General features: G+C 66.1%; 23 protein-coding genes. 10 read left to right on the top strand and 13 right to left on the bottom strand.

Going from position 1 to position 21,725, the window contains the following annotated elements; translation table 11 throughout:
• The first annotated feature begins 3 nt into the window (after window positions 1-3).
• Window positions 4-894 (top strand): GntR family transcriptional regulator, encoded by an 891-nt coding sequence (locus ASD71_RS11220; protein WP_056563385.1) that lies wholly within the window; start codon window positions 4-6, stop codon window positions 892-894.
• A 63-nt stretch (window positions 895-957) separates the two neighbouring features.
• Here ASD71_RS11220 and ASD71_RS11225 read toward each other — a convergent pair whose 3' ends face one another.
• From ASD71_RS11225 to ASD71_RS11255, 7 genes are all read right to left on the bottom strand, one after another.
• Window positions 958-2,355 carry a 3-carboxy-cis,cis-muconate cycloisomerase gene (locus tag ASD71_RS11225; protein WP_056563388.1) on the bottom strand — a complete coding sequence of 466 codons (1,398 nt, stop codon included), beginning with the start codon at window positions 2,353-2,355 and terminating at the stop codon, window positions 958-960.
• 25 nt (window positions 2,356-2,380) lie between these two features.
• Window positions 2,381-2,950 carry a protocatechuate 3,4-dioxygenase subunit alpha gene (gene pcaG, locus ASD71_RS11230; RefSeq protein WP_056563391.1) on the bottom strand — a complete coding sequence of 190 codons (570 nt, stop codon included), beginning with the start codon at window positions 2,948-2,950 and terminating at the stop codon, window positions 2,381-2,383.
• Window positions 2,951-2,953: 3 nt separating this feature from the next.
• The gene (gene pcaH / locus ASD71_RS11235; RefSeq protein ID WP_056563395.1) at window positions 2,954-3,655 is read right to left on the bottom strand and encodes a protocatechuate 3,4-dioxygenase subunit beta; all 702 of its coding nucleotides are present in this window, start codon (window positions 3,653-3,655) and stop codon (window positions 2,954-2,956) included.
• 66 nt (window positions 3,656-3,721) lie between these two features.
• The gene (locus tag ASD71_RS11240) at window positions 3,722-5,002 is read right to left on the bottom strand and encodes a TRAP transporter large permease subunit (RefSeq protein WP_056563400.1); all 1,281 of its coding nucleotides are present in this window, start codon (window positions 5,000-5,002) and stop codon (window positions 3,722-3,724) included.
• A complete protein-coding gene (locus ASD71_RS11245; RefSeq protein ID WP_369818966.1) occupies window positions 4,999-5,565 on the bottom strand; it encodes a TRAP transporter small permease in 567 nt (188 codons plus the stop codon). The genes ASD71_RS11240 and ASD71_RS11245 overlap by 4 nt, the downstream gene beginning before the upstream one ends.
• Window positions 5,566-5,614: 49 nt before the next feature.
• On the bottom strand, window positions 5,615-6,058 hold the full coding sequence (locus tag ASD71_RS11250; RefSeq protein WP_056563405.1) for a type II 3-dehydroquinate dehydratase: 444 nt from the start codon (window positions 6,056-6,058) through the stop codon (window positions 5,615-5,617).
• 20 nt (window positions 6,059-6,078) lie between these two features.
• Window positions 6,079-7,086, bottom strand: a complete 1,008-nt coding sequence (locus tag ASD71_RS11255) for a TRAP transporter substrate-binding protein (RefSeq protein ID WP_056563407.1) — start codon at window positions 7,084-7,086, stop codon at window positions 6,079-6,081.
• Window positions 7,087-7,212: 126 nt separating this feature from the next.
• Between ASD71_RS11255 and ASD71_RS11260 the strand changes: the two genes are divergently transcribed.
• Window positions 7,213-8,040 (top strand): IclR family transcriptional regulator, encoded by an 828-nt coding sequence (locus ASD71_RS11260; protein ID WP_056563410.1) that lies wholly within the window; start codon window positions 7,213-7,215, stop codon window positions 8,038-8,040.
• Here ASD71_RS11260 and ASD71_RS11265 read toward each other — a convergent pair.
• Window positions 8,037-8,870, bottom strand: coding sequence for an IclR family transcriptional regulator (locus ASD71_RS11265; protein WP_056563413.1), 834 nt, complete (start codon window positions 8,868-8,870; stop codon window positions 8,037-8,039). The genes ASD71_RS11260 and ASD71_RS11265 overlap by 4 nt on opposite strands.
• A gap of 173 nt (window positions 8,871-9,043) precedes the next feature.
• Here ASD71_RS11265 and ASD71_RS11270 point away from each other — a divergent pair, with 173 nt between their 5' ends.
• Window positions 9,044-10,075 (top strand): TRAP transporter substrate-binding protein, encoded by a 1,032-nt coding sequence (locus tag ASD71_RS11270; RefSeq protein ID WP_056563416.1) that lies wholly within the window; start codon window positions 9,044-9,046, stop codon window positions 10,073-10,075.
• A 32-nt stretch (window positions 10,076-10,107) separates the two neighbouring features.
• Complete coding sequence (locus tag ASD71_RS11275; protein ID WP_156395123.1) at window positions 10,108-10,761, top strand: hypothetical protein; 654 nt, start codon at window positions 10,108-10,110, stop codon at window positions 10,759-10,761.
• Between the two features lie 49 nt (window positions 10,762-10,810).
• On the opposite strand, the gene gudD is transcribed toward ASD71_RS11275, so the two are convergent.
• Window positions 10,811-12,157 (bottom strand): glucarate dehydratase, encoded by a 1,347-nt coding sequence (gudD, locus tag ASD71_RS11280; RefSeq protein ID WP_056563422.1) that lies wholly within the window; start codon window positions 12,155-12,157, stop codon window positions 10,811-10,813.
• Between the two features lie 46 nt (window positions 12,158-12,203).
• Window positions 12,204-13,175, bottom strand: a complete 972-nt coding sequence (locus tag ASD71_RS11285; protein WP_056563426.1) for a tripartite tricarboxylate transporter substrate binding protein — start codon at window positions 13,173-13,175, stop codon at window positions 12,204-12,206.
• 218 nt (window positions 13,176-13,393) lie between these two features.
• Between ASD71_RS11285 and ASD71_RS11290 the strand changes: the two genes are divergently transcribed.
• From ASD71_RS11290 to ASD71_RS11315, 6 genes are all read left to right on the top strand, one after another.
• Window positions 13,394-14,419, top strand: a complete 1,026-nt coding sequence (locus ASD71_RS11290; protein ID WP_082578859.1) for a LacI family DNA-binding transcriptional regulator — start codon at window positions 13,394-13,396, stop codon at window positions 14,417-14,419.
• Window positions 14,420-14,616: 197 nt separating this feature from the next.
• The gene (locus ASD71_RS11295) at window positions 14,617-15,264 is read left to right on the top strand and encodes a DedA family protein (RefSeq protein ID WP_056563431.1); all 648 of its coding nucleotides are present in this window, start codon (window positions 14,617-14,619) and stop codon (window positions 15,262-15,264) included.
• A gap of 33 nt (window positions 15,265-15,297) precedes the next feature.
• Window positions 15,298-16,299, top strand: a complete 1,002-nt coding sequence (locus ASD71_RS11300; RefSeq protein WP_056563434.1) for a bestrophin family protein — start codon at window positions 15,298-15,300, stop codon at window positions 16,297-16,299.
• Window positions 16,300-16,414: 115 nt separating this feature from the next.
• Entirely contained in the window at window positions 16,415-17,293 is an 879-nt protein-coding gene (locus tag ASD71_RS11305; protein WP_056563437.1) for an RNA polymerase sigma-70 factor, read from the top strand.
• Between the two features lie 1,004 nt (window positions 17,294-18,297).
• Window positions 18,298-18,732 (top strand): cupin domain-containing protein, encoded by a 435-nt coding sequence (locus ASD71_RS11310; protein ID WP_056563439.1) that lies wholly within the window; start codon window positions 18,298-18,300, stop codon window positions 18,730-18,732.
• A gap of 141 nt (window positions 18,733-18,873) precedes the next feature.
• Window positions 18,874-19,875 carry a LysR family transcriptional regulator gene (locus ASD71_RS11315; protein ID WP_056563442.1) on the top strand — a complete coding sequence of 334 codons (1,002 nt, stop codon included), beginning with the start codon at window positions 18,874-18,876 and terminating at the stop codon, window positions 19,873-19,875.
• 32 nt (window positions 19,876-19,907) lie between these two features.
• Here ASD71_RS11315 and ASD71_RS11320 read toward each other — a convergent pair whose 3' ends face one another.
• The 3 genes from ASD71_RS11320 to ASD71_RS11330 are packed head-to-tail and all read right to left on the bottom strand — an operon-like array spanning window position 19,908 to window position 21,667.
• Complete coding sequence (locus ASD71_RS11320) at window positions 19,908-20,402, bottom strand: Ohr family peroxiredoxin (protein ID WP_056563444.1); 495 nt, start codon at window positions 20,400-20,402, stop codon at window positions 19,908-19,910.
• A 20-nt stretch (window positions 20,403-20,422) separates the two neighbouring features.
• Entirely contained in the window at window positions 20,423-21,178 is a 756-nt protein-coding gene (locus tag ASD71_RS11325; protein WP_056563447.1) for an SDR family oxidoreductase, read from the bottom strand.
• Window positions 21,179-21,187: 9 nt separating this feature from the next.
• A complete protein-coding gene (locus ASD71_RS11330; protein WP_056563450.1) occupies window positions 21,188-21,667 on the bottom strand; it encodes a carboxymuconolactone decarboxylase family protein in 480 nt (159 codons plus the stop codon).
• Between the last annotated feature and the right edge of the window lie 58 nt (window positions 21,668-21,725).

Raw genomic sequence — 21,725 nt, forward strand, 5'->3', positions numbered from 1 at the left:
CCCATGGCGCCCGCCACGCACGACGCATTGCCCGATCTTGACCGCGCGGGAGACATCCCGCTGCACGCCCAGGTGGCGTCGCGGTTGCGCGGATACATCCGCACGAACAAGCTCGCGGCGGGCGCCGTGCTGCCGAGCGAAGCCGCGCTGTGCGACCGCTTCGGCGTGGCCCGCAGCGTGGTGCGCCAGGCCCTCGCGGCGCTTGCGGCGGAAGGCCTCATTCAACGCGAGACCGGCCGCCCCGCCACCGTGGCCGCGCCGCAGGAACACCGCCGCCTCGTGCAGCGGTCCACCGGTCTATACGAGCAGTTCGCCCAGTCGGGCGTTGCGCTGCGCACGCGCGTGCTGGCGCTGGGCCCGGGCGAGCCGCCCGCCGAGGTCGCCGAGTTCTTCGGCACCACCCGCCTGCTGATGCTGGAACGCCTGCGCCACGTGGCCGAAGCGCCGCTGGCCTACGTGCGCACCTGGCTGCCCGCCGACGCGGTGCCGGGCCTGCGCGCCGAACACCTTGCCGACGCGTCCCTGCACGGCGTGCTGACGCGTCAATTCGGCCTGCGCCCCGGCGCCGGCCGCAACCAGATCCGCGCAGTCGCGGCGAACAGCGAGCTTGCCGCCCTGCTGGACACGCAGGCCGGCACGCCGCTATTGATGCTGCAGGGCCAGGGCATGGACCAGCACGGCAAGCCGCTGGAATGGTTCACCACTTGGCATCGCGCCGAACAACTGGTGTTCGACGTGGACGTCAGCATGGGGCATGAAAGCGTGCAGCCCCGGCTGCATGAAACCGCGCCCGAGCCGCAGGCGCCAGTCAACGCACAGGACCCGCTGGCGCGCGCGCAAGCGCTGGTGGCGGAGCTGTCGGCGGAACTGGCGCGGTTGCGCGGGCAGTCCTGAACCACCGCGCGATTCGCGCGGGTCGGCTTTCAGCGTTCTGAGGCGCTGCAAGGCGCAGGCACTTTACACCGACGTCGCTCCATCCCCGCCCTCCCTCCACGCCGCCAGCACCCTGTCGCAGATTGCCGGCGCCTCGCCAACATAGTTCGCCGGATCGCCCAGACGATCCAGGTCATCGCCGCTAAGCAGTCCGCGCGTCGCGGCATCGCTTTCCAACGCCTCGCGCAGTGCATCCCTGAGTGAACGCTTGTTCGCGACGGCATCGCGCGACGCGCGCTCCACCAGCGCATGCGCGGGCAGGCGGCCCAGCCGGGCGCCAAGCGCCAGCATGTAGGCCTCGCTCAGGATGAGGCCGTCGGTCAGCGCCAGATTCTTTGCCATGCGGTCTGGATACACCTCCAGCCCATCCAGCATGCAGCCCAAATGGCGCAACGCGCCGCCGGTCAGCGCAGCAATCTGGGGCAGCACATCCCACTCGGCCTGCCAGCCGCCCAACGCGCGTTCATGTTCCTGGATCATGCCCGACAGCATCGTCGACACCAGCGGCGGCACTCGGATCGCGGCGGTCAGGATGGCCGCGCAAGCCACGGGATTGCGCTTGTGCGGCATGGTGCTCGATCCGCCGCGCCCCGGGCCGGACGGCTCGCTCACTTCGCCGATCTCGGATTGCGCCATCAGCGACACGTCCCGCGCAATCTTGCCCATCGTGGCGGTCAGCACACCCAGCGACGCGGCCAGGCTGGCAAGCCGGTCGCGATGCGTGTGCCAGGGCATCGCCGGCACGCCCAGACCCAGCTCGGCGCCCACCGCCCGCGCCACATCGGCCCCCGCAGGCCCCAGACTGGCCAGCGTGCCCACGGCGCCGCCGAATTGCAGCAGTGCGATCTGCGAGGCGTCCTGCCGCACGCGCAGCCGGCTGCGTTCCAAGGCCTCGAGCCAGCCGGCCGTCTTGGCGCCGAACGTCGTGGGCAGCGCATGCTGCAACCACGTGCGTCCCACCATGATGGTGTCCCGATGCGCGCCGGTCAGCCGCGCGCACGCCAGCGTGGCGCGCTGCAGGCTCGCGTCCAGCCTGGCGGCCACCTGCCCTATCTGCAGGACGAGCGCGGTATCCAGAACGTCCTGGCTGGTCGCGCCCCAATGCACGTAGCTGGCGGCTTCGGCATCCACGCGCGCGACGGCCGCGGTCAACTGCTTGACGAATGGAATCGCAATGTTGCCCGCCGCCACCGCGGCCGTCGCGATGGCATCCGTGTCCAGCATGCCGCTGATTCCGCCGCCCCGGCAGACCTCGTCAATGACCGTCGCGGCGCCAGGGGGAATGACGCCGCATTGCGCCTGCGCGCGCGCCAGGGCCGCCTCCACGGCAAGCATCTGGCTGATGGCCGCCGGGCCCGAAAGCATCGTCAGGATCGCTTCATCCGAATAGATGGATTCGGTCAGCCCGGAAACGTTGTTCATCGTGTGGATCTCGTCGCGCGCCGGGTCAGATATCGAAGAACACGGTTTCCTGCGGTCCCTGCAGGATGATGTTCCAGCGCAGAACGCCCGCTTCCGCCGCTTGCGCCACCAGCGTGCCGCGCCGGCCGGCGGGCACCTTGGCCAGAATCCAGTCCGCCTCGTTGGCGCCAGCCTCATCCGGAAAATACATCCGCGTCGACAGATGCTTGAGCAGGCCGCGCATGAAGACGGACACCACCAGATGCGGCGCCTGCAGCTGTCCGTCCGGCCCGGACACACGGCCCGGCTTGATGGTGGTGAAGCGGAAGCCGCCGTCCGGCTGCGTGGCCACACGGCCAAAGCCGCCAAAGCCCGCACTGCCCTCGGTATGCCGGGGATCGTCTGGATGCCCATACACGCCGCGTGCATCGGCCTGCCATATCTCGACCATGCCGTCCGGCACGGGATTGCCCTCGCCATCGATCACGCGTCCCTCGATGACGACGGCCTGCGCACCCAGGTCTGCGCATCCTTCCGTCAGATCGTCACGGTTCAACCCGGACAGCCCGATGTGCAGATAGGGACCGACAGTCTGTGAACTGGTGGGATAGAGCATGCGTTACTCCATGGGCGTGGCGTTGCGGCCGCGCAGGACGATGTCGAAACGATAGCCCAGCGCGTACTCGGGGACCGTGGTCTCCCAGTCCAGCGCGGCAACCAGCCGGTTGCGCGCCTTGGCGTCGGGTACGCACTGGAAGATGGGGTCGAACTCCAGCAGCGGATCGCCGGGGAAATACATTTGGGTGACCAGGCGCGTGGCATAGGCCCGGCCAAACAGCGAAAAGTGAATATGCTGGGGACGCCACCCGTTGTAATGGTTGCCCCACGGATACGCGCCCGGCCGGATCGTCTTGAACTGGTAGCGCCCCTGCGCGTCCGTGACAGTTCGCCCATCGCCGCTGAAGTTGGGATCCAGCGGCGCATCGTGCTGATCGCGCTTGTGCAGGTAACGGCCCGCGGCATTGGCCTGCCAGATCTCGATCAGCGCGTCCGGCACCGGCCGGCCGTTCTCGTCCAGCACCCGGCCGGAAACGATGATGCGCTCGCCGATGGCCTCAGCGGTGGACACGCGGGTCAGGTCGTTATCGCCCTGCCTGACGAACGCCGCACCAAACATCGGCCCCGTGACCTCCGAGAGCGTCTGCGGCACGGCGATCAGCGGTTCGTTCGGCGAGCGCAAACGGGTGGACCCATACGGATCGAAACGGTAGCCCGGCTGGGTGTCCCAGAAGGGGCGCCGGTATTGAGCAAGATCGGACATTGCGAATAATCTCCAATGAATCAGGCTTTACGGTGCGCGGGCGCCGCGCGGGAGGCGCATGGGCGCCTACCCGCCAAACCAGCGCGCGGGAATGATCACCAGGGCCGGAAAGGCCACCATCAGGAACATGACAAGAAACTCGGCAGCCATGAACGGCAGAACGCCGCGCGTCACGTCGTCCATCTTCATCTTCCCGACGCCGGCCACCACATTGAGCACAGTGCCCACCGGCGGCGTGACCAGGCCGATCGAGTTGTTGATGATGAACAGCACGCCGAAATACACCGGATCGATGCCCGCGGCGCGCACCACCGGCATCAGCACGGGCGTCAGGATCAGGATGGTCGGCGTCATGTCCATGGCGGTGCCAACCACCATCACCAGCACCATGATCGCGGCCATCAGCAGGATCTTGTTGCCCATGAACGGCTGCAGCATGTCCACCACCTTGGATGGCAGGTCGGCCACGGTGATCAACCATGCGCTGACCATGGCGGCGGCGATCAGGAACATGACGATGGCGCTGGTCTTGGCTGCCGACACGAACACCGCATAGAGCTGGTTGAGCTTGAGCTCGCGGTAGACCAGCGTCGACACCAGCAACGCGTAGGTCGCGGCGACCACCGCGGCTTCGGTCGGCGTGAAGACACCCATCCGCAACCCCACCAGGATGATCACCGGCAGCATGAGCGCCCAGATCGCCTTGCGGAACGCGGTGGCGATTTCTTGCGGGGACTTGCGCGGCGGCGGCACGATCTTCTCGCGCCTGACCAGCCACGCCCACGTCAACCACAACGCGCCCCCGATCATGAGACCGGGCGCAATCGCCGCCATGAACAGCTTGGAAATGGACACGTTGGCCGCCACGCCGAAGATGACCAGACCAATGCTGGGCGGAATGACCGGACCGATCACGCCGGTAGCCGCAATCAGGCCGCCGGCGGTCTGCTTCTTGTGTCCGGCGCTGACCATCATGGGCAGCAGCAACGCCGTCAGCGCGGCGGCGTCCGCCACGGCCGATCCTGACAGGGCCGACAGCAGGCAGCCCGCCATGATGGTGACGTAGCCAAGCCCGCCCTTCACGTGGCCGACCAGCGCAAGCGCCAGGTCGACGATGCGGCGGGACAGCCCGCCCACGTTCATGATTTCGCCCGCCAGCATGAAGAACGGCACGGCCAGCAGCGGAAAGCTGTCCGCCCCGCCTATGACGTTCTGCGCCAGGATCTGCGCGTCGAAGATGTCCAGATGCCACATGAGCGCCACGCCGCTGGCCAGCAGCGCAAAGGCAATGGGCACGCCCAGCGCCATGACGCCCAGCAGCGATCCGATGAACACGGCGATGGTCATGCGCTTCTCCCTGGCGCGCCGTTGCCGGCATCCTCGAGAATCTGCTTGAGCTGCACCGCCTCTTCGGATTCCTGGACCATGATCAGGTCCTGGTCCTGCAGCTTGCCGGAAAGCACGCGGTACAGGTCCATGGCGATGATCAGGCCCGCCATGACGGAGAACACCAGCCCGGACGCGTAGACGATGGCCATCGGCAAGCCGCTCACGGGCGCGCTGACATCGGCATTGATCACCGCCTGGTCCCAGCTGCCCTTGAACATGAGGCTCACGATGTACAGCATCAGGAGCTGCCCCACGACCAGGCAGATCTTCTTGCCGGCCGTTGGCAGCTTGGCCACCACCATGTCCATGCCCAGGTGGCCGCGCTCTTTCAGGGCGATGACCGCCCCCAGAAAGGTCAGCCAGATGAACATCCAGCGCGACAGCTCTTCCGACAGCGTGATGCCGGAGTTGAAGCCGTAGCGCGCGACGACATTGCCGAAGACCAGCACCACCATCGCCGCCAGCAGCAGGGCGATGGCGAACTCAAGCACGCGGCAGACGGCGCCGATGAACCTGTCTATGACGACCATGGCCAGCCTCCTTGCGGCTTCGGATGCGCGTGCGCCCGCCTCATGCCTTGGCGTCCTGCAAAAGGCCAACCAGGCCGCGCAAAGCCGTCAGATAGGACTGGGGCCCCAGCCCCTGCACCGTGCCGCGAACCGCGGGCGAAATGATCGAATGCGCGCGCCAGGTCTCGCGCGCGGCGATGTTCGACATGTGCACTTCCAGCGTGGGAAACGGCATGGCCTTGATGGCATCGTGCAACGGCACGCCGTGCTGCGTCAGCCCGGCCGGATTCACCAATGCCCCCTGCGCCGAGTCGATGTTCTCGTGCAGGAAGTCGATCAACGCGCCCTCATGGTTCGATTGCAGCGTCGACAACTGGACGCCCAATTCCGCGGCCAGCGCGGCCAGGCGGTCGTTGATCTCGGCAAGCGTCGTGGTGCCGTAGATGTGCGGCTCGCGGCGGCCGAACAGGTTGAGGTTGGGGCCGTGCAATACAAGGATCTTCATGATGGGGATGCCGGTGCGGTTTACTTGCGGATGCGGGCGAGTTCGTCGTTGTAGAGCTTGACGATCGCCGGGTCGTAGCTGCTGGTGAAGTGCTCGATCACCGGCTTGACGACCTGCTGCATGCGGGCCTTTTCGCCCGGTTCGATCGTGTTGAACTGGATGCCCTTGGCCTGCAATTCCGTCACGGCCTTCTGGGCGGCGGCCCGGCTGACCTTGCGCTGGTAGCCGCGCGCTTCAATAGCAGCCTCTTGCAGGATCTTCTGCTCGGCGGGCGACAGCTTGTCCCAGAACTTCTTGCTGACCAGCACGATGTTTGCCGCGTAGACGTGGTTGGTCGCGCTGACGAACTTCTGCACTTCGTAGAACTTGTTGGACAGGATCACCGAATAGGGATTTTCCTGGCCGTCGACCGCCTGCGACTCCAGCGCACCGTACAGCTCTGCAAAGGGCATCGGCACGGGATTGGCCTTGAACGCCTTGAACGTGTCGAGGAAAACGGGGTTGGGAATCACGCGGATCTTCAGGCCCGCCAGGTCCTCCGGCTTGCCGATCGCATGCTTGGAGTTCGTTACGTTGCGAAAGCCCAGATCCCAGAATCCCAGCGCGACCAGGCCTTTTTCGGGCAGCTTGGCGATCAGCGCCTGGCCCAGCGGGCCGTCCAGCAGCGCGTCCGCCTGGCCGAAGTCGGTGACGGAGAACGGCAGATCGATCAGCCCGAACTCCTTGACGATGCCCGCCAGCGACGTGGAAGCCGGCGCGGACATCTCCTGCACGCCGCCCTGCAGCCCGGACTGCTGCTGCATTTCATTGCCGAGCTGCGAGGCGGGAAACTCCTTCACCTTCAGCTTTCCGCCGCTCTTGGCCGCCACCAGTTCCGTGAACTTCTGCACCCCGGCGCTGACGGGGTGATCCGTGTTGTTCAGATGGCCAAAGCGTATCGTGCGCTCCTGGATGTCCTGCGCGGTGGCCGTCATGGCGCTTGCGCACAAGGCCGCCGTCAATGCAATGCGGAAAAGGCTGGTCTTCATCGTTGTCTCCGGTGTAGTTGGAATTTTTTCGATGTCTGGCAAGACTCGGTAGTGGAATGTAATTCCGAGTGGAATAGTTTTCCACCTAGGGTTATCATCCATCACCCCACTACTTGTTGAGATGACATGGCCGGAGTCCTCGAACGCGCGCTCGCCGTCATGGAGTACCTGTCCTCCAGACCCGAAGGCGTGCCCCTCGCTTCACTTGCCCAGCAACTGGAGATTCCGCAGAGCGCCGCGCACCGTCTGCTGACAGACCTTTGCCGCTGCGGCTATGTGCGCCAGATCCGGGATCACGGCGACTACGCGCTGACGGCCCGGGTCGCTTCGATCGGGTTGAGCTACCTGGCGGCAACCGGCATCGTCGACATCGCCCAGCCGCTGGTGGACCGCTTGGCGGACATATCCGGCGAACTGGTGCGGCTGGCCATCGTGGATAACGAAGAGCGGCTGACCTGGGTTGCGAAGGCGCAGGGCGCGCGCCACGGTCTGCGCTACGACCCCGAGATGGGATCCGAAGCCAGGCTGTCCTGCAGCGCCTCCGGTCACGCGTGGATGCTGACCATGGCCGACGAACGCGCGCTGGACCTGGTCTCACGCCAGGGCTTCGGCTCGCCGGAGGAATACGGTCCCAATGCCCCCACCACCATCGCCGCGCTGACGAAGATGCTTCAGGCCGGCCGCAAGCGCGGCTACGCGATGATCAACGAAGTGTTCGCGCCGGGCATGACCGCCATGGCCGCGCCCGTGCAGCGCAAGGGCGAAGCGGCCATCGGCGTGTTGAGTATCGCCGGCCCGGCGATGCGTCTGACCGAAGCGCGGATGGAGACGCTGGGTCCCGACCTGCTGGCGGCCGCGCAGGAACTGGCGCTGGCCAGCCTGGCATCACCGATGTTCAGGACGCGCTTTCCGATGCAGGGCCGCAATTCTGGAGACGATGCGTCTTCGGATTAATCCGCAGGCGGATCTTCACCCCGCGCAGGGCCATTTCCCCAGGTGCCTATGCGCGCCGAGCGCAACAGCGGCGAGGCGTCCCCGGCCTGCGCCAGTTCGCTTGCCGCGCGCAGCAGCGCCGGCCCGAATTTCTCCATGGCTTTAACGGTCAAGCGTTGCGACGGACCTGCAACCACCAGGATGCCGGTGCTTTGATGCCCGGGACGCCGGATGGGCGCCGCCATCGCGCTCATGCCGGCCGCGTAAACGTCTTGCAGAATGCTGTAGCCGCGGCGCCGATGCGCGTCCAGGCTGGCCAGCAACGCCCGTATCGACGTGGGCGCGTTCGGCCCGAAATCCCGCGGTTTTCCCAACCCTTGTTCGGTGACGTACGCGATGGCTTGGTCCTCGGGCAACGTCATCAGCCACGCGTGGCCCGCCGCACTGCAAGAAAGACGCAGGTCGATGCCCATGTCCGGGTCGTACAGCAGCCCTGATTTCGCGCCTTGCGCCTTGGCCACCAGCGTCAAGCGCTTGCCGTCGACGATGGCCAGGCGCACCAGCTCACCGGTTGCCGCGGCAAAACGGTCGATGACCGGCTGGGCGATGTCGATCACGCCGGACCGGCTCAGGAAACTCAAGCCCATCGACGCAAGCTTGGTCGTCAGCGCATATTCCCCGCGCACGGATGTCTGGCGCACGTAGCCGAACTTCATCAGCTCGTGCAGGGTCCGGTGACATCCGCTGCGCAATTGGTGCAGGTCGTCCGCGATGTCGGCCAGGTTTGCCCCGTCCGGATGCGCAGCCAGGTATTCAAGCAATGCCAGTGTCTTTTCGATTGCCCCGCTCATCGCGCTCTCCGGCTGACCGTCCATGAAAATCGTTCAATTTTTGAATTCGATCAAATTTTGAACGGCATTCAAAATTATGCCCTATGCTCGCAGCCGGGTATTCACACGATGACCCGCCGCCGAAGCTGCATCAACCGGACCTTTGCCAACGACAACCGAAGAAGGTGCTTGTGATGAATTCAAAGAAAACGTGCTTGCGCATCGCCGTGAATGCGGCAGCGACCGTCCTGGCCTGCCTTGCCGTGGCGGGAACCGCAGCCGCGCAAGACATCAAGGCGCGCACGATGAAGTTCGCGTTCAGCCTGGCCGCGGACCATCCCCTGGGTCAGGGCGCGCAAAAATTTGCCGATCTTGTCGCGGAGAAAAGCGGCGGAAAGATGAAGGTGTCGATCTACGCCAACGCGGTGCTGGGCGGCGATCCCCAGAATCTGTCGGCCGTTCGCGGGGGCACGCTGGACTTCACCTCGATGGCCACGGGACTGCTGGCCGGCATCGACAAGCGTTTCATGGTCTTCGACCTTCCGTTCCTGTTCAACGACGCACGCGAAGCCTATGCGGTGTCGGACGGACCCGTTGCCCAGCGCCTCTTGAACGGCCTGTCCGATCACGGCCTGATTGGCCTGGGCATCTGGGACCTGGGCTTTCGCAACATGACCAACAGCAAACGCCCGATCGCGCAGGCGCAGGATCTGCAAGGCCTGAAGATGCGCGTCATCGCGGCCCCCGTCTACATCGACATGTTCAAGACCCTGGGCGCCAACCCGGTGCCCATGACGTTCGGCGAGGTCTACGGCGCGCTGGAGTCCAAAGCCATCGACGGCCAGGACAACCCGGTGGGAGTGATCCTGTCCGCGAAGTTTGCCGAAGTGCAGAAATACCTGTCGCTCACGCGCCATATCTACACGGGCATGCCGTTCCTGATGAGCCGCAAGACGTGGGACAGCATGTCGGAACCCGAGCGCAAGATCATTCTGGAAGCGGCCGCCGAGGCCAAGGCGGAGGAACGGCGGATCTCGCAAGCCAAGGAAGCGGTGGCCATCGACGATCTGCGCAAGGTCATGCAGGTCAACACCTTGACGCCTGAAGCTGTCGAGCGCCTGCGCGGCGCCGTCAAACCGGTGGTGGACAAATTCGCGGGTGAAATCGGGCCCGACGTCATGCAGCAGGTCACCGCGGAACTTGCCGCTTTGCGGGCCAAGAACTGACCATGGGCATGCTCGGAAAGGCCGCAATCGCAATGTGGTGGGACATTGCGCCGGCTTGGCGCGCGGAGTTCGAAGACTGGCATACCCATGAGCACTTTCCGGAGCGCATGGGCGTTCCCGGATTTCTGCGCGGGACGCGCTGGGCCAGCGCGCACGGCGGCGAAGGATTCTTCGTGATGTACGAACTGGACGCCTACGCGACGCTGGTCTCCCCCGGCTACCTCCAGCGCCTCAACGCCCCCACCCCGTGGTCCACGAAGCTCATGCCGCAGCATCGCAACATGATCCGCAGCCAGTGCCGTGTGCTCGAAAGCGTCGGCGGCGGCCTGGCAAGATATGCGCTGACCATCCGCCTGTCACCCCGGCCGGGATCGGAGGACGCGTTGCATGCGTACCTGAAGACGCATGCGGCGAGCGCGGCGGCGCAGCCCGGATTGAGCGGCGCACATCTGATCGTGACGGACACGCCGGCAATAAACGCCACGACGGAACAGAAAATACGCGGCGGGAAGGACCGCGCGGCCGACTGGATCTACATCGTCAACGGTTATGCGATCAACGCGGTGACCGCCTGCGACGGCGACATCCTGAACTCGGCACAGATGCGCGCGCTGACGGGTGATGCCCCGTCCTGGTCAGAAGTCTATTGCCTGTCCCACACGCTGGAGGCAGCGGGGGCAAGGTAGGCCCCTGCCCCGCGCCATGCGCCCTGCGCCGTCACCGGCGCGGGGCCGATCAGCGCACCATGCAAGGCCGCTTGTTGTCGAACTTCCAGCCGGGCACCAGATACTGCATCGCGGTGGCGTCGTCGCGCGCGCCCAGGCCGTGCTGCAGATAGAGCTGGTGGGCGCGTTCGATCGCGTCCATGTCCAGCTCGATGCCCAGGCCGCCGGTCTGCGGCAGCTCGACGTACCCGTTGCGGATCTGCAGCGGGTTGCGGGTCAGGTGCTGGCCGTCCTGCCAGATCCAATGCGTGTCGATCGCGGTGACGCGGCCCGGCGCGGCGGCGCCCACGTGCGTGAACATCGCCAGCGACACGTCGAAGTGGTTGTTGGAGTGCGAGCCCCACGTCAGGCCGAAGGCCTGGCAGGTCTGCGCCACGCGCACCGAACCTTGCATCGTCCAGAAATGCGGATCGGCCAGCGGGATGTCGACCGATTGCAGCGACAGCGCATGCGCCATCTCGCGCCAGTCGGTGGCGACCATGTTGGTGGCGGTGGGCAAGCCGGTGGCGCGGCGGAACTCGGCCATGACTTCGCGGCCGGAAAACACGCCTTCGGCGCCGCAAGGGTCTTCCGCATAAGCCATCACGCCATGCAGGTCGCGGCACAGACGCACCGCGTCCTTGAGCAGCCAGCCGCCGTTCGGATCGAGCGTAACGCGCGCCTCGGGAAAGCGCTCGTGCAGGGCGCGGATGGCTTCGACCTCTTCTTCGCCGCGCAGCACGCCGCCCTTGAGCTTGAAGTCCTGGAAGCCGTAGCGGTCGTGGGCCGCTTCGGCCAGGCGGACGATAGCCTCGGGCGTCATGGCCTTTTCGTGCCGCACGCGCAGCCAGCCTTCGGCCTCGGGCGCCGTCTGGTACGGCAGCGGCGTTTGCGCGGCGTCGCCCACGTAGAACAGATAGCCCAGCATCTGCACGGACGTGCGCTGCACGCCTTCGCCCAGCAGCGCTGCAACAGGCACGCCCAGGTGCTGGCCCAGCAGGTCCAGCAAGGCCGATTCCACCGCCGTCACGGCATGGATCGCCACGCGCAGGTCAAAGGTCTGGGCGCCGCGTCCCCCGCTGTCCAGTCCGGCGAACGCCTGGCGCATCTGGTTCAGCGTGTGCTGGTAGTTGCCGATGGAGCTGCGCGCGATGAGGGCGCGCGCGTCCTCCAGCGTGTTGCGGATCTTTTCGCCGCCGGGGACTTCGCCCACGCCGGTGTTGCCCGCGCTGTCGGTCAGGATGACCAGGTTGCGCGTGAAGTAAGGCGCGTGGGCGCCGCTCAGGTTGAGCAGCATGGAGTCCTGACCGGCCACCGGCACGACGCGCATGCCGGTGATCGTGGGCGTCTGGGAGGCTTGCGATGCGTGAAGAGTCATGATTGCTTCTTGAAAAAGCCCGGCCGCGACGGCCGGGCGCGTTGCGTCATTGCACGGAGATGCCGCCGGTCTCGATGACCTGCTTCCAGCGGGCGCTTTCCTGCTGCTGGAACTTGGTGAAGGCTTCTGGCGAGTTGGCGACGACCTCCAGGCCGATGTCGGTGAAGGGCTTGCTGATCGCCGGATCCTTCAGGGCGGCGGTCAGGGCGGCGGACAGCTTGTCGCGCACGTCGGCGGGCAGGTTCTTGGGGGCCACGACGGCCTGCCAGGCGTAGACGTCGACGCCCGGCACCGATGCTTCGGCGAACGTGGGCACGTCGGGCAGCACGGGCGAACGCTTGGAACCCGTGACGGCGATGGCCTTGAGCTTACCGGACTTGATGTGCGGCAGCACGGCGTTCACGTTCTGGAACGACATCTCCACCTGGTTGCCCAGCAGATCCGAAATGGCCGGCGCGCCGCCCTTGTAAGGCACATGCAGGCCCTTGGTGCCGGTCTTCTGCCAGAAGAGTTCGGCGGTCAGGTGGTCGGACGATCCCGCGCCCGACGTCGCGAAGCTGATCGCGCCCGGCTTTTCCTTAAGCAGCGCCAGCACGTCCTGCACGCTGTTGACCTTGGAGGCGAGCTGCGGGCTGACCACCAGCACGTTCGGGGTCTGCACGGCCACGGTGAGGTACGTGAAGTCCTTGGCCGGATCGTAGGTGATGCCCTTCATCAGGTGCGGGGCCACCACCAGCGGCGCCAGCGACGTGACCATCAGGGTGTAGCCGTCGGGCGCGGCGCGGGCCACCTGCGAGGCGCCGATGGTGCCGGTGGCGCCAGCCTTGTTTTCGACCACGAAGGATTGCTTGAGCTGTTCGCCCAGCTTGTTGGCTAGTGCGCGCGCCACCGAGTCGGTGGCGCCGCCCGGCGGGAACGGCACGACGACGGTGACGGCCTTATCGGGCCAGGCGTGCGCCACGCTGGCGGCGGCCATCAGGGTCACACCAAGAATCCACTTGCGCGCATTGCTCGTCATTACTGTCTCCGATTTAGGTTCTTTTATGTACGTTAACGTTAACATTTCATTTGTTAACGTTAACATCAGTGCGTCGTTAGCATATTTCGGCCCAATCGCCGTCCGCCATCCGGATAAACCCTGAGCACACCCAGCCCGCAAAAGCGGCGTCTGCGGTTAGGCTTGACGCCAGTTTCACGCCACGTTTTTCGTCCCTTTTTCCGATGCACCCGCCCCGAATGCCGCCAGCCGATTCCCCGTCCCGCTCGTCAGAGCGCGCCAACGTCACCGTGCGCGAGGTGGCGCAGGCGGCCGGGGTGTCGATGATCACCGTGTCGCGCGCCATCAATACGCCTCAGCAGGTCTCGCCCGCCACGCTGGACAAGGTCAACGCCGCCATCCAGGCGTTGGGTTACGTGCCAAACCTGATGGCCGGCAGCCTGCGCCTGTCGCGCAGCAATCTGGTGATGGTGCTGGTGCCATCGATCGCCGGGTCCCTGTTTGGCGGCATGCTGACCGCGCTGACGCAGTCGCTGGAGGCCAAGGGTTTCCAGCTCATGGTCGGCCAAAGCGGTTACCACTCGCCGCGCGAAGACGCCCTGCTGCGCGCCATCATCGGCCGCCGTCCCGACGGCATCGTGCTGACGGGGGTGATGCACTCGCCGCAAGGCCGGCAGTTGCTGAAAGCCTCCGGCATCCCCATCGTCGAAACGTGGGACGCCACGGACGCGCCGATCGACATGCTGCTCAGCCTGTCGCACGACGCGATCGGCGCAGCCGTCAGCCATTACCTGCGCGACGCGGGCAAGACGCGGCAGGCGGTGCTGAGCGGCGACGACCACCGCGCCCGGCTGCGCGCCGAAAGTCTGGTTCGCGCGGCCGTCGAATCGGGGCTGCCCGAACCGCTGGTGCACTACATGCCCGCGCCGACGACGCACGCGCAGGGCCGCGAAGGCCTGCGCGCCCTGCAAAGCTCAAACCAAGACATCGACGCGGTGTTCTGCAGCTCGGACATGATGGCCGCCGGCGTCCTGACGGAAGCCGCCGCGCAAGGGCTGGAGGTGCCGCGGCAACTGGCCGTGATGGGATTTGGCGACATGGAGATCGCCGCGTCGATGTCCCCGGCCATTACGTCCGTGCACGTGGACGGCGCCGCGATCGGCGCGCAGGCTGCCGAGATGATCGGCCTGCGCGCGAACGGCCAGCGTCCCGCGCAATCGGTGGTGGAAATCGGCTTTCGCATCGTGACCCGCGAAAGCGCGTAAGCCTCGCCCGCGTCGTCCCCGCAGCGCATTGTTGTCGCCCGGACAACACCGTGCGTCCCTGCGCGGGTCTACCGCGCCGCGGGCGCAATCTCTAGGATCTGTCCTGACCGGCCACGCACCGCGGCGCGGCGATTCAAGGAGATCCCCCATGCGCACGCCCACCATCGCCCGCCACGGCCAGACGCACGGAGCGCCCCATGCTGCCGCATGAATGGATCGCGCAATACGGGGTGCTGGCCGTGTTCCTGAACGTGCTCGGCGCGTCGCTCGGTCTGCCGCTGCCCGTCATGCCCACGCTTATCGCGGTGGGCGCCAGCCAGGCGGCCACCGCCGGCGCAGCGGGCCACGTCGCCCTGCCGCTGGCCGTGGTGCTGGCCGCCGCGGTGCTGGCGGGCGTGCTGGCAGACCTGCTGTGGTTTCGCGGCGGCAGACGTTACGGCCCCCGCACGCTGCACACCGTCTGCAACCTGTCGCTCTCGCGCGACGCGTGCATCAGCCGGACCGAGCGCTTCTTCAACCGCTGGGGTGTGCGCCTCTTGATCGTCGCGCGCTTCATGCCCGGCCTGTCGATGGTGGCTGTGCCGTTGTGCGGCGCCAGCGGCACGCGGTTGCGGTCGTTCGTCTGGCACGACTGCGCGGGCCTGGCGTTGTGGGCTGCGGCGGGGCTGCTGCTGGGCGCGGTGTTTTCCGCGCGCGTGGAAGCGTTGCTGGCGGCGTCGAGCGCGCTGGGCGGGCGCGCGTCTGTCGTTGCCGGCGCGGCGGTGGCGCTTTTCCTGGGCTATCGCTATGCCCGGCGCGCGTGGGGCGCGAAGACGCCGCGCCAAGCCGGTCCGTCTGTTCATTGAACGGACGTTTGAAGGCTATCAAGGATCGACATCATGCACCTCGGAAAATCCTATCGCCTGTGCGAATTCGTCGTCTGGACACGCCGGACCATCTACGGCCTCGCCGCCTTCAGCCTTGTGCCCGTGCTGCTGTATCAGGTGGCCGGCATGAAGTGGCTGACGCTGCCGCTATCGGTGGTGACGCTGCTGGGCACCGCGACGACGTTCGTCGTGGGCTTCAAGAATGTGCAGACCTACACGCGCACCGTGGAGGCGCAGAAGATCTGGATGGGCATCGTCAGCGCCAGCCGCGCGTGGGGCGTGCTGTGCGGTCACTACGCCGGTGATGCGGGACGCGACGCCGGACTGGTCGACCGGCATCTGGCGTGGCTGACTGCGCTGCGCTATCAGCTTCGCGCGCCCCGTGTCTGGGAGTCCATGCAGAGCCGGCCGAATGCGGAATACGGCAAGCGCTACGCGATCCCCGAGCGCCGCATGCCGCTTGAAACCGCGCTGGCCCGTTACCTGCCGGCGGCGGAAATCGCGGCCTTGGCTGCGACCGACAACAAGGCGGTGCAGCTGCTGAATGGGCAAGGCCGCACGGCAAGGCAGTTGCTGGACGAGGGCACGATCACTGCCTCGGAATACGCCGATCTGAACGGGCGCCTGCGCGACCTGCTCGACCTGCAAGGCCAGGCCGAACGCATCAAGGATTTTCCGTATCCCCGCCAGTACGCCATCATCAACACGCTTTTCGTGCGCGCATTCTGCGTGGCCCTGCCCTTTGGCCTGACCGCTCAGTTCGACCAGATCGGCGAGGCTGCCGGCGGCTTCATGCAAGGCCAGATGGCGTGGCTGGCAGCGCCTTTCAGCGTGATCATTGCGTGGATCTACACGTCGCTGGAACAGGTGGGCCAGAGCACCGAAAACCCGTTCGAAGGCAACGCCAACGATGTGCCGATCAGCCAGTTGAGCACGATGGTGGAGCGCGACTTAAAGCAGATGCGCGGCGCCACGGCGCTGCCGCCGCTGTGCACGAATGACATCGTGCTGTAGCCCGCGCAGGACAGGATGGGGGGCCGGCATGGACGCCCCGCGCGCTTGTCGCAGTCGGGCCCCTGCGGCAAAATACCTGCCTCCCTCCCCCCTCATCCCGGCGCTGGCCCATTCCATGACCGACTCTGTCGCCCTCTTCGACCAGCACCGTTCCCGCCTTTATGCCATCGCCTACCGGATGCTGGGCGCTGTGGCCGAGGCCGAAGACGTGGTGCAGGAGGCCTGGCTGCGCTGGCACGGCGCCGACCGCACCGTCATCCAGAACCCGGAAGCGTGGCTTGTGACCGCCACGACGCGGCTGTCCATCGACCACCTGCGCGCCGCGAAGGCCGAGCGCGAACACTACGTGGGCGTCTGGCTGCCGGAGCCCATGCTGATGGGCGCGCCGTCGACGCCGGAACAGATCCACGAGATGGCCGACGACGTGTCGGTGGCGTTTCTTTTCATGCTGGAACGCCTGTCGCCGGATGCCCGCGCCGCTTTTCTGATGCGCGATGTGTTCGACGCGGATTACGAAGACATCGCGCAGACTCTGGACAAGAACCCGGCCGCCATCCGCCAGATGGTGCGGCGTGCACGGCAGCAGCTGCGCCAGGGCGCGCCGCGCGAAGCAGTGCCACGGGCAACGCTGCAGCGTCTGTTGCAGGCGTTTGCCGATGCGATGCAGCGTAGCGATTTCAACGGGCTGCTTGCGTTGCTGAGCGACGACGCAGAACTCATCGGCGACGGCGGCGACAAGGTCACGGCGTTTGCCAGCCTGGTGGGCGGCAAGCGACTGGCGCAGCTGTTTTATGCCGGCAAGCGCCGCTATCGCGATGCGTTGGAGGTCGAGGTGGTGCAGGTGAACGGGCAATGGACCTTGCTGCGTTTCATCGACGGCGAGCTGGAATCTGTGCAGTCTTACGAGACCGATGGCGAGCGGTTGACGCGAGTGTTGGTGCAGCGCAATCCGGACAAGCTTGCTCGTATTGCTGCGGATCTCAAGCGATCCTGATTACTGGGGTTCTTTAGACGCCCGGCGCGGCGTGGGCCTTGGGGCGGGCGGGGCTCCGATTGCGGTCCGGAGCCTTCGCTCCGGACTGCCCCATCCTCAACCTCGTCCGCCTTCGGCTCCCTACGGTTTCCGCCGGGCGCATCTAAACGCCCCGCCCACCGCAGGCCCACGCCACACCGGGCTCGCGTTGCTTGATCCTCAAGGACGCTGGGGCGAGTCGGGTTCGTGAGGTTCTTGCACGCATTTGTGTGGAAGAGAAGCGTCTTGCGGTGCCCGCCCCCGGGCGGCCGCGCGGGCGGCCTTCGGGGGCTTACGCGACGTCTTGCGTCGTGGCGATGACGCTTCGCGCGTGGCTGCTTCTGAGTCAGGTGTCTTACACCCTGGTGAGATTCGTGTCATACCAAGTTCATCTCCCAAGGGTGTCAGACACCGGCAGCGACGACGCTTCGCGCGTGGCTGGTTCTGCGTCAGGTGTCTGACACCCTGGTGAGATTCGCTTCATACCAAGTTCATCTCCCGAGGGTGTCAGACACCGGCAGCGGCAGACGCTCTCGCGACTTCAAGCGGCGCCGCCCCTAATCGTCAATTGAACTCAAGTGCCGGATGGGCGGCGCGCGTACAGGTCGGCAGGTTGTAGCTGACGGTCGACGCGCGCCGCCCATCACCGCCCTCCCCCCGTGACGGCGGCCATTAGCAAACCACTCACCGCCAGCGCGAAGCGCACCCGCCACGACGTCCCACCGACCCGATGCCGGCTTGCCGCCGCCCGGGCGGCTGCAACCCGGCGGCCCCGCAAATCCCCTTCCCTGACCACAGGTCTTACAGCGCCCCAAACCAAAGACCCTAGCAGCACGGCGTCGTGGTCACCGGGGAGGCTGTGACCGCAACGTCGTGCGACCCAAGAACGTTGGTGCATCCCAGGCAACACCGTGATCCCTTACACGGACCTACCGCCCCGCCCCCACCAAATCTACGATGAACCCGTCACCCTCCAAGGACAAACCATGTCAAAGCTAACGAAATTCCTCTTACCCTTCATCGCCACAGCGACGTTACTCAGCCAGCCCATCCAAGCCGCCTCCCATCACGCCCAGGCCACGCCCAAGCCCACCGACCCCGTCGTCACCGAAGTAATGACAAAGGCCCTGCCCGACATCCCCGGCAAGGAAGCCCTGATGCTCGTCGTCGACTACCCGCCCGGCGGCGCCGACCCCGTCCACCGCCACGACGCCTACGGCTTTGTTTACGTCCTGGAAGGCACGATCGTCATGCAGGTCAAGGGCGGCAAGGAAGTCACGCTCAAGCCCGGTGAAACTTTCTACGAAGGCCCCGACGACATCCACACCGTGGGACGCAACGCCAGCCAGACCGAGCCGGCCAAATTCGTGGTCGTCCTCATCAAGAAGCAAGGCACCCCCGCCCTGACGCCGGTCAAATAGGGACGCCGGGCGGACGCCGCCCCTCAGAACGCCAGCAGGCCTTCCCCCCAGGGAAGGCTTTTTTCTTTTGCGCTTGATGTCACAAGATTGCGGCGCCCGCCGTCTTAGCTGTAGGATCAACCCACTTGCGGCGCCGCCACCATGTCGACACCCTACCCAACCCCCTCGTATACCCCTTCGAACGGGCCGGACTCCCTGGCCGACAGCTTTGCCACCAGCTATGCCGGTGTCATGGCTTTCATTGCCGTTGCCGCCGAGGGCAACTTCGCCAAGGCGGGCGACCGGCTCGGCATCGGCCGCTCGGCCGTCAGCCGCAGCGTCCAGAAGCTCGAAGACCAGCTTGGCACCCGCCTGTTCGTGCGCACCACACGCAGCACGTCGCTCACGCCCGAAGGCCAGCGTTTTTACGAACAATGCCACCCCGGCGTCGAGCGCATCATCCAGGCCCTGGACGACATGCGCGAACTGCGCGAAGGCCCGCCGTCGGGCCAACTGCGGGTGTGCTCCACGGTGGGCTTTGGCCGCAAGGTCGTCGCCCCGCTGCTCAAGGGATTCCGCGAAACCAACCCCGGCATCTCGGTCGAGCTGCTGCTGGACGACGGCCCCACCGACTTCACCACGGACCGGGTCGATGTGTCTTTCCGCAATGGCCGCATGGAAGACAGCCAGGTGATCGCCAAGAAGATCATCCCGATGCAGATGATGCTGTGCGCCTCGCCCGCCTACGCCACCGCGCACGGCCTGCCCGCCAGCGTCGACGACATCGCCGACCACGCCTGCGTGAATTTCAAGCTGGCGTCGGGCCGCGTGTTCGAGTGGGAGTTCAAGGTGGCCGGCCAGCTGCGCAAGGTGGCGCCGCCCGCCATGCTGACGTTCAACGATGCCGACCTGGTGCTGCAATCGGTGCTGGATGGCCACGGCATCGCGCAGATGGCCGCCTATCAGGTCTGCGATCACCTGCGCGCCGGCACGCTGGTCGCCTGCCTGCCGCAATACGCGCCCGATGACCGCGGCCATTACCTGTGTTTCTTGAGCCGCCAGCACCTGCCGGCGCGCATGCGCGCGTTCATCGACTACATGACCGAAAACATCCGCGCGATGGACTTGCAGATATTGGACAGCCTGCTGGTGAAGCAGGCTTGAAGGGATGGCAGTGATGCGCGATGAACGACGCGCTACTGCGTCAGCGCCACCACGCTTTCAATGCCGCCCTGCGCCATCTTGGAATACGGACAGAGTCGCTCGGTGTTGCGCACCAGTTCCTCGGCAAGGGCCTTGTCCAGGCCGGGCAGGTGGATGTTGACGTCCGCGGTCAACGCGAACAGGCCATCGACCGGATCTCGCCCGAACGAAATGGTGGCCGTGACCGACGCCTCGGGAATGGAAACCCCGGACCGCTCGGCCAGCATGCTCAGCGCACCGTGAAAACACGCGGCGTAGCCGGCGGCAAACAGCTGTTCGGGATTGGTGCCCCCGCCCGTGCCACCCAGCTCCACCGGCAGGCGCAGTTCCACGATCAGTTCGCCATCGTCCGAGATGGCAATGCCCGAGGCGCGGCCGTGCGCGGCCTCCCCGCCGCGCACCGTCACGCTGGTGGTGTACAGGGGACGGAAGTCGCCGCCCCGGTACTTGTCCAGGAGGTTTTGGGAAGGAGGCCGCAGTTTGCTCATGTGGGTCCTTGTGCCCGCCGCTACTTTTTTGCGCCCGAACGGCTGAACCAGGTTTCGAAGTCGATCTTGCCCAGGCGGGGGCCGGATCCCGGCACCAGTGTGTCGTCGTCGAGCAGCGCGCCAAAGTAGCGCACGCCGGCGTCCGCCTGCACGGTGCGAGTGTCCCCGATTTTACCCATGTAGCGCTGGGCCAGTTCCGACAGCCTGACCTTCTCGGGACCGGCGATTTCCACGATGCCGTTCACCGGCGCGCCCAGCGTCGCGTCGGCCATGGCCAGCGCCACGTCATCGGACGCGATGGGCTGCACGTAGGCGGACGACAGACGCACTTCATCGCCCTGCGTGCCAGACTGCACGATGCCGCCCAGGAATTCGAAGAACTGCGTGCTGTGGACGATGGTGTACGGCAGGCCGGCGGCTTCGATCAGGTCTTCCTGCGCGATCTTGCCGCGGAAGTAACCGCTTTCGGCCAGGCGGCGGGTGCCGACCACCGACAACGCGACGTGATGGCGCACGCCGGCTCGCTTTTCGGCGGCCAGCAGGTTGCGGCCCGAGGTCTGGAAGAACTCCAGCACAGCCTTGTCTTCGAAGGACGGCGAGTTGGCAACGTCGACCACCACGTCAACGCCGGCCAAGGCCGCATCCAGGCCTTCGCCCGTAATGGTGTTCACGCCGGTGGCGGGGGACGCGGCGATGGCCTCATGGCCACGTTCGGTGAGCAGCTTGACGAGCTTGGAGCCGATCAGGCCCGTGCCGCCGATGACGAGGATTTTCATGATCGTTCCTTAGTTGAATTGGGCCTTGTCCAGCCCGTACGCCTTGTCCGCCGAGCCGGGCACGGTCTGGAAGCCCACGTTCAGGCGGTTCCAGCCATTGATGGCCATGATGGCAAAGCTGAGGTCCGAGATTTCCTTTTCGGACAGTTCACCGCGCACGCGCTCATACACCTCGGTCGGCACGCCGTGCACGCCCAGCGTCGTCAGCGCTTCGGTCCAGGCCAGGCACGCACGTTCGCGCGCCGAAAACTGGTTCGATTCGCGCCAGATGGCGACGTGGTGCAGGCGCAGTTCGCGTTCGCCGGCAATCTTGGCCTGCTTGATGTGCATGTCCAGGCAGAAGGCGCAGCCGTTGATCTGCGAGGCCCGGATGTCGACCAGGGTCAGGATGGACTCCTCGATCGCGCCAGCCTTGGCCAGCATGCTGAATTCGACAAATTTCTTGAACAGTTCGGGCGACTGGGCAAAGGCGTTGAGACGTTGGCTCATGGTGACTCCAGGGTGGTTGGGCGCTTCCCGATGGGGGTATCGGGTGTTGCGCTGGTTT

Source organism: Achromobacter sp. Root565 (assembly GCF_001427425.1).
GTDB lineage: Bacteria > Pseudomonadota > Gammaproteobacteria > Burkholderiales > Burkholderiaceae_B > Achromobacter > Achromobacter spanius_D.